The sequence below is a fragment of the Conexibacter sp. JCM 18997 genome, assembly GCF_055391915.1.
This window is the reverse complement of record NZ_AP043885.1, coordinates 3498735-3511660: the sequence shown is the minus strand read 5'-3', so window position 1 is coordinate 3511660 and position 12926 is coordinate 3498735. Positions and strand designations below refer to the sequence as shown.

8 protein-coding genes are annotated in these 12926 nt (G+C 73.1%); 3 read left to right on the top strand and 5 right to left on the bottom strand.

What is annotated here, in order from left to right; all coding sequences use genetic code 11:
- The first annotated feature begins 10 nt into the window (after positions 1–10).
- Positions 11–991: a COX15/CtaA family protein gene (locus tag ACZ5UI_RS17760; protein ID WP_464189312.1), complete on the top strand. Its 981-nt coding sequence runs from the start codon at positions 11–13 to the stop codon at positions 989–991.
- A gap of 158 nt (positions 992–1149) precedes the next feature.
- On the opposite strand, the gene ACZ5UI_RS17755 is transcribed toward ACZ5UI_RS17760, so the two are convergent.
- Positions 1150–3723: a SpoIIE family protein phosphatase gene (locus tag ACZ5UI_RS17755; RefSeq protein WP_464189310.1), complete on the bottom strand. Its 2574-nt coding sequence runs from the start codon at positions 3721–3723 to the stop codon at positions 1150–1152.
- Positions 3724–3809: 86 nt separating this feature from the next.
- Between ACZ5UI_RS17755 and ACZ5UI_RS17750 the strand changes: the two genes are divergently transcribed.
- Entirely contained in the window at positions 3810–4259 is a 450-nt protein-coding gene (locus ACZ5UI_RS17750; protein WP_464189308.1) for an OsmC family peroxiredoxin, read from the top strand.
- Between the two features lie 73 nt (positions 4260–4332).
- Here the strand turns inward: ACZ5UI_RS17750 and lon are convergent, their stop codons facing one another.
- Positions 4333–6567: an endopeptidase La gene (lon, locus tag ACZ5UI_RS17745; protein ID WP_464197840.1), complete on the bottom strand. Its 2235-nt coding sequence runs from the start codon at positions 6565–6567 to the stop codon at positions 4333–4335.
- Positions 6568–6733: 166 nt separating this feature from the next.
- Here lon and ACZ5UI_RS17740 point away from each other — a divergent pair, with 166 nt between their 5' ends.
- Positions 6734–8212 carry a DHA2 family efflux MFS transporter permease subunit gene (locus ACZ5UI_RS17740; RefSeq protein ID WP_464189306.1) on the top strand — a complete coding sequence of 493 codons (1479 nt, stop codon included), beginning with the start codon at positions 6734–6736 and terminating at the stop codon, positions 8210–8212.
- Here the strand turns inward: ACZ5UI_RS17740 and ACZ5UI_RS17735 are convergent.
- The 3 genes from ACZ5UI_RS17735 to ACZ5UI_RS17725 all read right to left on the bottom strand — a co-directional run bounded on the left by ACZ5UI_RS17735 (position 8209) and on the right by ACZ5UI_RS17725 (position 12872).
- A complete protein-coding gene (locus ACZ5UI_RS17735; RefSeq protein WP_464189304.1) occupies positions 8209–10545 on the bottom strand; it encodes a glycosyltransferase family 2 protein in 2337 nt (778 codons plus the stop codon). The two genes, ACZ5UI_RS17740 and ACZ5UI_RS17735, sit on opposite strands and share 4 nt — an antisense overlap.
- A complete protein-coding gene (locus ACZ5UI_RS17730) occupies positions 10545–12182 on the bottom strand; it encodes a chitinase (RefSeq protein ID WP_464189302.1) in 1638 nt (545 codons plus the stop codon). The genes ACZ5UI_RS17735 and ACZ5UI_RS17730 overlap by 1 nt, the downstream gene beginning before the upstream one ends.
- Before the next feature lie 63 nt (positions 12183–12245).
- On the bottom strand, positions 12246–12872 hold the full coding sequence (locus ACZ5UI_RS17725) for a TetR/AcrR family transcriptional regulator (protein ID WP_464189300.1): 627 nt from the start codon (positions 12870–12872) through the stop codon (positions 12246–12248).
- Positions 12873–12926 lie beyond the last annotated feature (54 nt).

Sequence of the window (12926 nt, the reverse complement as noted above, 5' to 3'; positions counted from 1 at the left end):
CTCCAGAGCGGTGCTGTCCCGTCTGCCTCGCATCAGCCCGCGTGCCTACGCGATCGTCACGATCGTCGCGCTGGCCTCGCTGGTGATCATCGTCCTCAGCGGCGCCGCCGTGCGCGTCACCGGCTCGGGTCTGGGCTGCCCCACCTGGCCGGAGTGCAACGGCGCGTTCCTGCAGACCGAGCTCAGCTCACACGCGGCGATCGAGTACGGCAATCGCCTGTTCACCGGCGTGGTCAGCGTGGCCACGATCTTGGCCGCGCTGTGCGCCTTCCTGCGCCGCCCGTTCCGCCGGGATCTGGCCATCCTCGGCCTGCTGCTGCCGCTCGGCGTCGTCATGCAGGCCGCGCTGGGCGGGCTGACCGTCATCTACGACCTGCGCCCCGGCTTCGTGATGAGCCACTTCCTGCTCTCGCAGCTGTGCGTCGCCGCCGCGGTCGCGCTGGCCTGGCGCGCCTCCCACGAGCCCGGCGATCGCCCGCGCATCGCCGACCGCTGGGCGGTGTGGCCGGTGCGGGCGCTGCTCGTCTACGGCGGGCTCGTGCTGTTCGCCGGCACCGTGGCCACAGGCGCGGGGCCGCACGCCGGCGCGTCGGGCACCGGCGAGGTGGTCACGCGCCTGAGCTTCTGGGGCGGCGGCACCGCGCACAAGGTGATCGAGTGGCACGGGCGCATGGGCACGGCGCTGTTGATCGCGGCCATCGGCGTGTGGGTGCTGCTGTGGCGTCGCGGGGCCAACGACCAGGTGCGCCGCGCGATGACCGTGGTGATCGGCGCGATCTGCGTGCAGGGCGCGATCGGCATGTGGCAGTACTGGGTCGGCGTGCCCGCCGAGCTCGTGTGGTTCCACGTCGTCGCCGCGACGGGCACGTGGCTGGCCCTGCTGTGGGCCACCGCGGCCGCGGGCAACCTCACGCCGTCCCGCGGCACCGCCGCGGAGCCGGCTCAGCGGTCGCGGCCGCTGGACGTCGAGCCCGAGCGCGTCGGCGCGTAGCGCGCGACGCGGCGTGTGCGGCCGCCGGGGAGCAGTCGCCGCCAGCTGCGGCGTCCGGTCCAAGTGCGGTCGCGACGGGTCATCGACGACGCGTAGATGAAGGCGGGGCGCTCCATCGTCTCCTCGTCCCGGAGCCGACCACGCGCCGCCCGGCGCCGTCAACCCGTGGCGGCCGGAGATCCCGCAACCTCCGGGGTTTGCTCGTCCCGCGGCGGCGGGCGCAGCACCAGCAGCGCGATGTCGTCGCGCTGGGGCTCGTCGGCCTGGAAGGCGATCAGCGCCTCGTCGATCAGCGCGGCGACCTGACCCGCGGGCTCACCGGCGCCGGCGGCGACCACCTGCTCCAGGCGCTCGAACCCGAAGCGGTCCCCGTCGCCGCGCGCGTCGGTGACGCCATCGGTGTAGAGCACGATCGCCTCGCCGGGCTCCAGGGTGGCCCGCACGTCGTGCCAGTGGCCGGGCTCGAACGCGCCCAGCAGCGTGCCGGGGCGGCCGATCTCGTCCAGCTGGCCGCCGGCGCGCACCCGCAGCGGCAGGGGGTGCCCAGCGGTGGACACGGTCAGGTCGGCCAGCGCGCCGTGCTCCTCCTCGCGCGGCTCGACGAGCACGCACAACGCGGTGCACAGCCGCCGCCGCTCGGTGTCGTGCAGCAGGACGTGGTTGAGCCGCTCCAGCACGCGGCTGGGCTCGTCCTCGTAGAGCGCCGCGGTGCGGATCGTGTAGCGGGCCAGCGCGGTGATCGCCGCCGCCTCCGGGCCCTTTCCGGTCACGTCGCCCATCACGATCATCCAGGCCCGCGGCGTGCCGGGCACCTCGAAGACGTCGTAGAAGTCGCCGCCCACGCTGGTCCCGCCGCCGGTGGCCCGGAAGCGCGCGGCCAGCTCGATCCCGACGATCGCCGGGAGGCTGGGTGGCAGCAGCGCGGCCTGCAGGGTGGCGGCGATCTCGGAGCGGTCGCGGTGCACGCGCGCGTGCTCGACGGCGATCCCGGCCCGGCGACCGAGCTCCTCGGCCAGCAGGAGGTCGTCCTCGCCCAGCCGGCGGTGCGACTCGATCGTGCCCATCGTGATCGTGCCGATGGTCCGCCCGCCCGCGATCATCGGCACGATCAGCACCGAGCGCGCGCCGACGTCGCGCAGCGCCTGCAGCTGCGCGTCGTCGGTCGAGGCCATCCGCAGCAGCTGCTCGTCGATCAGCGGGTACAGCTCGGAGACGCCGGTGCGCATCACGTTGGGCGGGCCCACGGGCATCTGCGGCAGGCCGGTGTTCTCGGCGATGACCAGGCGCGACAGGACGGTGCGCTCCGGGGAGCGGTCCGCCGTGGCCACGCGCTGCAGCCGGCCGCGATCGTCGGGCATGTCCACCGCGCACCAGTCGGCCAGGTCGGGCACCGCCGCCCAGGCCACGTCCTGCAGCGTCTGCTCGGGATCCAGCGACGCGGTCAGCAGCTTCGTCGCGTTGGCCAGGAACGTCTGGCCCTGCTCGCGACGGCGCTGGTCGGTGATGTCCTCGACGACGGTCACGGCCAGCCGCGGCCGCCCGTCGGGGCCGGCCACCGGCGAGGCCTTGGCCAGCCGCCACTGCAGGCTGCCGGTGCGGCGATCGACGACCTGCAGCACCTGCTCGGGCTGCTGGACGCCGGCCATCGCGCGGCGGCCGGGGAGCTGGGCCGGGAGGACGGGGGCGCCGTGCTCGTCCAGCAGCTCGAAGCGATCGAACAGGACGCGCTGCGGATGGTCGAGCAGCTCGCGCACGGTGGCCACGCCGCTGATCGCCGCGGCCTGCTCGTTGGCGTAGACGATGCGCCCGGCGCGGTCCTCGACGAACACCGCCTCGGCCAGCACGCCGAGGATCGTCTCCAGCTCCGAGGCGACCTCGCCCAGCTCCGTGTCCAGGCGCGCGTGGTCGATGGCCAGGCCGGCGCGGCGGGCCACCGCCATCGCGACCTCGAGGTCGTCGGGGCTGAACTGGCTGCCCGTCTTGAACCGGACCAGCGCCAACGTCCCGATCGTGCGCCCGCGCGCGCTCAGCGGGACGATGATCGCCGAGCGGTAGCTCAGGCGCCGCAGCAGCTCGAGGTGCACCGGGCCCGTGCCGCTGGCCCACCGCTGGAGCCGGTCGTCGCCGAAGTTGTTCAGCAGCACGGGCTCGCCGGTGCGGGCGACGACGGCCACCGGGTGATCGCTGTCGGGCTGGACGGGGTTGGCCTGGCGCGCGTCGCGCATCGCCTGGGCGTCGTTGGCGTTGCGCCCGGCCACGCCGCCCGCGCGCAGGGCGCCGTCCTCACCGATCAGGTCCACGACGCACAGGTCGGCCAGGTCGGGCACCGGCAGCGCGGCGATCGCGTCCAGGTGGGCGAGCGGATCGGCGCCGCTCTCGAACAGCTGGCTGGCCCGGGCCAGCAGCGTGCTGCGGGCCAGCGCGCGCTCGGCTGTGCGCCGCAGCGCCCGCTGGCGCTCGCGGGTGGCGGCGACGATCGCGCCCAGCACCGCGCCGACCAGCACGGTGGAGATGGCCACGATGTGCGTTCCGGACCCGCCCTCGCCCACGACGACGCCGAGCACCACCGCGGCGATCACCGCGACCGCGCCGACGATCCCGGCGCCGCGGGCGTCGGTCGTCGCGGCGGCCAGCAACGGCCCGACGACGAGCAGCGGGACCAGCGTCACGTCGGCGTCGGTGATCAGATCCAAGGCCGCGATCGCGACCGTCGCGGCCAGTGCCGGAGCCAAAGACCGCAGCGTTTCCCGCATCGCGGCCGACTCTACCCGCGCCGCTTGGGTAGGGGTCCTGATGTACCCCAACCAGGAGAATCCCGATGCCGGTCGCACGACGCAGAGCAGAGACCACGTGGCAGGGCAGCGCCGCTGAGGGCAGCGGAACGCTGGTGCTGGCCACCAGCAACGCGGGTGGAGCGTTCCCCGTGAGCCTGTCCAAGCGCGCCGAGGACGGCGATCGCACGCAGACCAACCCCGAAGAGCTGATCGCCGGCGCGCACTCCACGTGCTACGCGATGGCCTTCTCCAACTACCTGTCCCAGCAGGGCAACGTGCCCGACTCGCTGGACGTCAAGGCCCGGGTCACGCTCGACAAGGCGGGGGAGGGCTTCGCCATCACCGAGTCCGAGCTGACCGTGACGGGCGTGGTGCCCGGTCTCGACCAGGCCGCCTTCGAGGAGGCCGCGCGCCAGGCCGAGCAGGCCTGCCCGGTCTCCAACGCGCTGCGCGGCAACGTGGAGATCGTGTTGAAGGCGACGCTCGAGAGCTGAGCGCCGCCCGGGAAATGGAACGGCCGGGCCCGAAGGCCCGGCCGCACCCTCCCGCGACAGGAGCTTGGTGGAGCTATGCCCGGTGGGCGACCGGCGCGGGCTCGAGAGCGACCTCGAGCACCTCGTCGATGCTCATCACCGGGTGGAACGTCATCTGCTCGCGGACGTCCTGGGGGACGTCGTCGAGGTCCTGGCGGTTGCGCTCGGGCAGGATCACGTCGGTCAGCCCGGCCGCGTGCGCGGCGAGCACCTTCTGCTTGAGCCCGCCGATCGGCAGCACGCGTCCCTGCAGCGTGACCTCACCGGTCATGCCCACGGTGTGCTTGACGGGGCGGCCCGTGAGCAGCGAGGTCAGCGCCGTGGTCATCGTGACCCCCGCGGACGGTCCGTCCTTGGGGATCGCGCCGGCCGGCACGTGCACGTGGAACTCGCGGTCGTCGAAGGCGTGCGGGTCGATGCCCAGCTCCACCGCGTGGCCGCGGATGTAGCTGAGGGCGATCCTCGCCGACTCCTTCATGACGTCGCCGAGCTGGCCGGTCAACGTCAGCCCGCCGCCCTTGCCGTCCATCGAGGTGGCCTCGACGAACAGGACGTCGCCACCGACGCCGGTGACTGCCAGGCCGGTGGCCACGCCGGGCACCGCCGTGCGGATCGCCGCCTCCTGGAACACCTTCTGGCGGCCCAGGGCCTCACGCACGAGCTCGACGTCGACCTGGACCGGCGCCTGCGCCGCGCCCGAGGCGATCTTCGTCGCCGTCTTGCGCAGCACCGTCCCGAGCTCGCGCTCGAGCTGGCGCACGCCGGCCTCCCGCGTGTACTCGCGCACGATCAGCTCGAGCACGTCGTCGCTGACGGCGACCTCGTCCTCGCGCAGGCCGTTGCGCTCGCGCTGGCGCTTCCACAGGTAGTCGTGGGCGATCTGCGTCTTCTCGGCCACGGTGTAGCCGTCGAAGCGGATGACCTCCATGCGGTCCAGCAGCGGGCCGGGGATCGTCTCGGCGGAGTTCGCCGTGGCGATGAACACGACCTGCGACAGGTCGAGCTCCACGTCCAGGTAGTGGTCGCGGAACGTCGAGTTCTGCGCCGGATCCAGGACCTCGAGCAGCGCCGCGCTGGGGTCGCCGCGCCAGTCGGCGCCGACCTTGTCGACCTCGTCGAGCAGGATCACCGGGTTCATCGTCCCCGCGTCGCGCAGCGCGCGCACCAGGCGGCCGGGCAGCGCGCCGATGTACGTGCGGCGGTGCCCGCGGATCTCGGCCTCGTCGCGGACGCCGCCCAGCGACATGCGCACGAACTCGCGGCCCATGGCCCGGGCGATCGACTCGCCGATCGAGGTCTTGCCGGTGCCGGGAGGCCCGATCAGGGTCAGGATCGCGCCGGCCTTCTTGTCGGCCTCGATCCCGCGGTCCTCGCGCAGCTTGCGCACGGCGACGTACTCGACGATCCGGTCCTTGACGTCGGACAGGCCGGCGTGGTCGGCATCCAGCACCTCGCGCGTGTGCGTGGGATCCAGGTCCTCCTCGGAGAACTCGCTCCACGGCACCGCGACCAGCCAGTCGAGGTAGTTGCGGATCATCTGCGACTCGCCGCTCTGCTCGCCGGCGCGCTCGAAGCGGGCGAGCTCGCGCTCGGCCTGCTCGCGCACGGCCTCGGGCATGCCCGACTCCTCGATCTTCGTGCGGTACTCCTCGATGACCGAGCCGTCGTCGTCGCCCAGCTCCTTGCGGATCGACTCCAGCTGCTTGCGCAGGATGTACTCGCGCTGCTGCTTGGCGGCGCCGGACTCGACGTCGTCGCGGATGCGGCGGCGCACCTGCAGCTCGGCCAGGCGCTCGCGCTGCAGCGACAGGGCCATCTCCAGTCGGGCGGTGACGTCGATCGTCTCCAGCAGCTTGACCTTGTCGTCGAAGCCCAGGTCGGGGGAGTAGCCGGAGGCGTCGGCCAGCGCGCCGGGCTCGGTGATCGCGCGCAGGAACTGCGAGACGCGGCCGTCGTCGCCGCGCAGCTCGAGGATCTCGTCGTAGGTCGCGCGCAGCTCGCGCTCGAGCGTGCGGGTGTGGCCGTCGACCGGAACGTCGTCGGGGGCCTCGGTCACCTCGACGCGCAGGCGTCCGCGCGAGTCGTTGTGGGCGGCGCCGGCGATGCCGCGCGCGACGCCCTCGAGCTGCGCGCCGCGAGCGCCGCCGGGGAGGCGGACGACTTCGGCGACGCGGGCGATCGTGCCGACCGACGCGAAGCTGCCTTCGTGCCGCGGGACCAGGAGCACGCGCTCCTCGTCGCCCACGTCCACGGGCAGGGTCACGTCCATGGTCGGGAAGACGACGGTGTCTTCCAACGGGACGATCAAAAGCGTGGTGGTCAGATCAGGCACTGGAGCATCCAAACTGTTGAGGTCATAAACCTTTGTCCGTGCATAGTAGCGCACGATCTGCGTGGCGTCCACTGAGATCTCTGGGAGGCGTAGGCTACTCCCGGTGAGCCCGGTCCAGGCCCGGTTGACGATCATCGCCGCGGTCCTCGGGTCGGTCGTCGTGTTCGTCGACTCCACCGTCGTCAACGTCGCCCTGCCCGCGATCGGCGACGACCTGGGCGGCGGCCTGGCCGGCCAGCAGTGGCTCAGCGGCTCCTACCTGCTGACGCTCGGCGCGCTGCTGCTGGTCGGCGGCTCGCTGGGCGACCGCTACGGCCGCCGGCGGATGTTCAGCATGGGGCTGATCGGCTTCGGCGTCACCTCGATGCTCTGCGCGCTCGCGCCGACGATCGAGACGCTGATCGTGGCCCGCGCGCTGCAGGGCGCGGCCGGCGCGCTGCTGGTGCCCAACACGCTCGGGCTGATCGTGGCGAAGTTCGCGCCGTCCGAGCGCGGCGCGGCGATCGGCTCGTGGACGGCGTGGGCGGGCATCTCGACGATCGCCGGTCCGCTGGTCGGCGGGGTGATCGTCGACAGCATCTCCTGGCGCTGGATCTTCGTGGTCAACGTGATCCCGGTGCTGGCCGCGCTGATGATCGTCGCGCGCCTGGACGCGGCCCACGACACGCCCGGCAACCGCCACATCGACTTCCTCGGCGCGACGCTGGGCACGCTCGGCCTGGCCGGACCCGTGTTCGCGCTGATCGAGCAGCCCCACCGCGGCTGGGGTGACCCGGTGATCTTCCTGCCGCTGATCATCGGGATCGTGCTGCTCATCGCCTTCGTCGTCGTCGAGCGGCGCGAGCGGGAGCCGATGCTGCCGCTCGAGCTGTTCGCGATGCGCAACTTCACCGTCGGCAACATCGCCACGCTGACCATCTACGGCGGCCTGGGCGCGGCGCCGTTCTTCCTCGTGCTCTACCTCCAGCAGGTGGCGGGCTACGACGCGCTGCAGGCGGGCCTGGCCACGCTGCCGATCACGTTTCTGATGTTCGTCCTGTCCAAGCGGTTCGGCGCGCTGTCGGACCGCTGGGGCCCCCGGTTCTTCATGGGCGCGGGGCCGCTGATCGGCGCGATCGGGATCGCGCTGTACACGCGCCTGGACGCGTCGGGCGACTACCTCACCCAGGTGCTGCCCGCGGTGCTCGTGTTCGGCTTCGGCCTGTCGCTGACCGTCGCGCCGCTGACCGCGACGGTGCTCGGCGGCGTCGACGAGCGCGAGGCCGGGATGGCCTCGGCCATCAACAACGCGGTCGCGCGCATCGGCGGCCTGCTGGCGGTCGCGGCGATCGGCGCGGTCGTCTCGTCGCGGCTGGGCAGCTCCGAGGCCACGCTGGCCACGGTGCCCGTGGACACCGCCACGTCGGCCTTCCACCTGTCGATGTGGATCATCGCCGCCCTGGTCGGGCTCGGCGGCATCGCCAGCGCGATCGGCATCGAGAACCCGCGGCGCAAGGTGCCCGCCGCCGACTGCCCTGGTGGGGCGATCGTCGGCGCCAGCCGCGACGCGGACGGCCGCGCCGCCGCGCCGGCCGCGGCCTAGTCGCCGCTGACCTCGACCAGTTGGGGCGCGGCCGCCGGTGCCGCCGGCTCGCGGCGCGGGAAGCGCACCGTCGGCGTGGGCGTGGCCGGTGGGACGGGCGCTTCGCCCGCGCCCTCCGCGCCGAAGTACAGGACGCTGCGCCAGTCGCTGACCCGCTCGGCCGTCGGCACGGGCACCGGTCGCGCCTCGCGGGCCGGGACCGCCGGGCGCTGCGCGCCCGCGGGCACATACAGCCATGACACCACGTTGATCCACACGTCGGCCAGCGAGTGGCGCAGGCCGACGAAGGCGACGATCGCGTACGCGCCCAGCGCGGCGTTGCCCGCGGCGAAGAACGCGTTGGCCCAGTGGTGCAGCGCGATGTCCTGGCGCAGGGTGACCAGCGACAGCGCGATCAGCGCGTACGGGAAGACGACGTAGAGCAGCGCTGGGACGGTGCGGCTGCGGACCTTCGGGGTGCGCCGGAACGTGCCCTTGGAGCCGGTCAGGCCCTGGGCCAGCGAGCTGGCCCAACCGGCCAGGTTGACCGCCACCAGCAGGAGGTTGAAGGCGTAGATGCGCAGGACGTCCAGGCCCTTGTAGCCGCAGGCGCGCAGGTCGATGCTCATGGCCACGAAGTACGGCGCGGCCATCAGGAAGACCAGCGGGCTGAGCAGCTGGCCGTCGAACTGGTAGACGAGCAGCAGCGGCAGCGAGATCGACGTCCAGCAGATCGACATCATGTAGTTGGAGCGCAGGCACAGCTCGGTCATGCTGTTGCGCTCGCCCCGCGCCCGGCGGGCCCGGATGTAGCTCAAGAGCTTGGGGGCGATCAGCAGGCCGCCGTTGGCCCAGCGCTGGCGCTGGATGCACAGCGAGCCGAAGTCCGGCGGCGTCGCGCTGTAGCTGAGGCGCTCGCAGACGTTCAGCAGCTGCCAGTCGTGGATGACCAGGTCGATGCTCGACTCGGTGTCCTCGATGACCGTGCGGTCCTTGATGTAGCGGTGCACGGGCGCGTCGCCCTCGTACGTCGTCTCGACGATCTCGTTCAGCGCGCGCTTGCGCAGCACCGCGTTGGCGCCGACCCAGAACGTCGCGCCGTAGTGCGTCATGCCCTGGTGGACGATGTGCTGGACGTCGGTGGTCGCGCCGGCGATCCGCTCCAGGCGCGTGTCGGCGCCCGGGTAGGCGCTGTACGGCGTCTGGGCCACCGCGATGCGCGCGTTGTGGGGCTGCTCGAGCACGTCGACCAGCCGCATGCAGTACTCGGGCAGCAGCACGCTGTCGGCGTCGAGCGTCAGCACGTAGTCGGGATCCTCGACGACCAGATCCGCCGGACCGTCGCCCGCATCGACGAGCGCCACGCCGCCGGGGCTGGGCACCTCGCGGTACCGGCCGCCCATCAGCCCGATGTACGAGTTGAGGTTCATCGCCTTGTTGGGCTCGTGCGACAGCGACGTGTAGCGCTTGCGCTCGAAGCTGGACAGCCGGGCGGTGAACGTGTTGACCAGGCGCGCGTACAGCTGGTCGACCCGCGGGGCCGGTAGCGCGGACCGCTGGTCGGCGGCGCCGCGCAGCGCGGCGGCGGTCACCGACAGGTCGGCGGCCAGGCGGCCGAGCACGTGTCCGGCGACGAACTGCTCGGCGTTGTCGCCGTGCTCGTAGCCGGCGCTGATGTCGTGCAACCAGCGGACCGCGGCCTCGTAGTGGGCGGCCAGCTCGGCGATCTCGGTCGGCGTCGCGTCGCCGCCTGCGCGGCCCCGCGTGGCGAAGCGCTCGCGGGCCGCGCGGAAGCGGGCGGCGGGGGCCTCGAGCAACGACTCGACCTGCCGCGGGAGCCCCAGCGCCGAGCGCCGCAGGACGTCGGGGCCGGCGTGGCGCGGGCGCGGCGGGTCGTCGATGAGCAGCACGATCTCCAGGTCGGGGTACTCCTGCAGCGCGGCGGTCAGCAGCGTCAGGCGCACGACCCCGGCCTCCTCCTGGTAGGAGGGCACGATCATCGTCAGGCGCGGCGCGTGGGTGCCCAGGCGCTCGTCGAGCAGGGCGCGCGGGGTGCGCCGGTGCTCGCGCGTGCGCATGAAGAAGCCCAGGCGGGCGATCAGGTAGGCCAGCGCGGAGTAGGCCAGCGCGCTGACCAGCGCGACGTAGATGAGCGTCTCGGCCAGGCCAGGCGGGTTCGCGCCCGGCTCGACGAAGCGCTTCCACAGCGTGACCACGCAGAAGGCCAGCCACGCGGCGAAGGTGATGACCACGGCCATGCGGGCCACGGCGATCGTGCCCTCGCCGGCCGCGGCGGGCACCGTGCGGATCGGGTCGTTGTGGCGATCGGCACCCCATTGACGTCCGCGGGCCATCAGGCGCCTCCTCCAGGTTGGCCGGGTTCGCCGCGCGCGCTGAACAGCTGCTTCCAGGGCGCGTCGGGGCCGGCGGGGATCTCGGTGTCGGGCACGATGCCCTGGACGTACCAGCGGGCCTCGAACGGCAGACCGCGGTAGATCACGCGGTCGCCGGCCCGGTAGGTGGCGCCCGCGGTCCAGCGCGGGTGGTCCAGCCCGGTGGTCATCGTCATGCGCATCGGCGGGTCGTCCTCGCGGACCGGGCCGAGGAGCAGCCACGGCGTCTGCGCCGCGGCCGACACGGGGCTGTCGGGCGCCTGGTTCTGGCTGAACCACTTGGCCTGGTAGACGTCGCCGTGCCAGACCACCTTGAAGGCGGCGGGATACGCCGCCGCGGCGCGCCAGATCGGGAAGGGGCTGGTGGCCGGGTCATCGGCGGGCGGCTCGGCGACCTGCGGGATCGCCGCCTGATGCAGGGTGGCCGCGTCGGCGGTCGCGGTGCCGGGCAGGCCCATGAGGATGTCGGTGAAGGCCAGCGGCGCCTGGCGCACGCCGCTGCAGGTGTTCGACAGGACGGCGACGCGGGCGAACACGGCGCCGCACTGCGCGTCGCGGTTCAGCGACCAGGCCGATACGCGGCGCAGGTCGTGCTCGGCGGCGAAGGTGACGAGGCCACGAGCATCGGCCAGCGTGAAGACCTGCCCGGGCACGTCGTTGCGGCCGATCATCACCGTGGCGCCCAGCCGGCCCCACAGCGCGCGGTCGTCGAGGCTCAGGCCGGCCCGCCGGGTCAGCGACCCGAGCTGGTCGTGCGTGGCGGTCAACGAGCGCTGCACGGCCTTGAGCATGGTCAGCCCGCGCACCGAGGCCGGATCGAAGTCCATGGTCATCGCGTTGACGCCGGCCAGCCGCACGCCGGCCCGCAGCATCGAGGCGATCGCGGCCTGGCCCTGGACGGTGAGGCCGTCCGTGCCGGCCGGAAGCGTCAGCCACACCGACAGCGGGCGCTTGGCCGCGCGACGGGAGCGCTGGAGGGCGGCCACCGCCTGGGCGCGGCGATCGTTGGCCGCGGTGTCGGCCAGCGCGGCGCCCTCGATGTCGAAGTCGGCGGTGCTGACGCCGTAGCGATCCAGGACGCTGGCGTAGGCGCGGGTCAGCGCGCCCGTGTCGGCGCAGGCCAGGGCCAGCTCGGTGTTGGCCTGTCCGCCGAAGGAGACCACCGGGGTACCGCCCTGGGTGGTCACCTGGGCGATGCGCCGGTCGAGATCGAGCGCGGACTCGGCTTGGCTCATCGTGTACGCGCCGCCCCAGCTGGGTGCGCAGTTGGCGGCGGGCTCGCGGGCGGCGGTCACGAAGCCCAGCGCGACGTCGCCCACGGGGTTGGCCGTCGGGTCCTGGAACGCGTAGCTGGGGGTCAGCGTCACGTCGACGTAGGGCGAGAACACCGGGGCGCCGGCGGCGGCGTCCGCGGGTGCGATGGCCGCCCTGCCCGGGGCGAGCGCGACGACGATGACCGCGGCCAGCGCGCCGGCGACGAGCACCAGCGCGGAGATCAGCCGGATCGGCGACAGCCGCGGGGGCGGCGGGTCGCCCAGCTCGGACGGCGGAACGTCGAGCGCCCAGTCGGTCCGGTCGTCGATGAGCAGGGGAGCCACGTGGGCCACCTTACTGCAACGCGTTCCAATAAGGTAGTAACGCGTTACAACAAGGCCACACGCTCAGGCGTCGGCGGAGGCCTCGAGCGCCGGGATCGTGTCGCGCACCAGCTGCAGGCCGGCGAGCGTCAGCAGCCGCTCGATGTCCTCGCGGCTCTGGTCGCCGGCCATCCAGCCGCGCACGGCTTCGACCAGGAAGGCCTGGAAGCAGCGCAGCGCGAAGCGGGTCGTCGGCGTGTCCCGCAGCACGTCGCTGTTGGCCTCGAGCATGCGGTTCACGCTGCGCTCGCGCAGGGCGATCATCAGCGCGTTGATCTGCGGGTCCCCGCCGGTGCCGTGGCCCACGATCGCCAGCCACGTCTCGCGGTTGGCGGCGATCACGTCGAGCCCGGCCGCCACGTTGCGGGCCAAGCGCTCCTCCAGCGGGGTCTCCGGACCGGCGGCGCGCTCGTCGCTCAGCTGCGCGCCGCTGGCGGCGACGACCGCCCAGAAGACCTCGTGGATGCCGCCGAAGTAGTGGTGCACCAGCGACCGCGCGACGCCCGCCTGCGCGGCGACGTCGGCCGTGGAAACCTGGTTGAGGGGGCGGTCGGAGAACAGCGTGCGTGCCGCGTCGATGATCTGCGCGCGGCGTTCGGTGGGCGACATCCGCCGCCGCGCGGCGGCCGTCTCGTCGGGATCGCGGGCCATGGTCCAAGCGTAGTTGCTAACCGTTCCAACAGCACGCCGGCCGCGGGTTGTTGA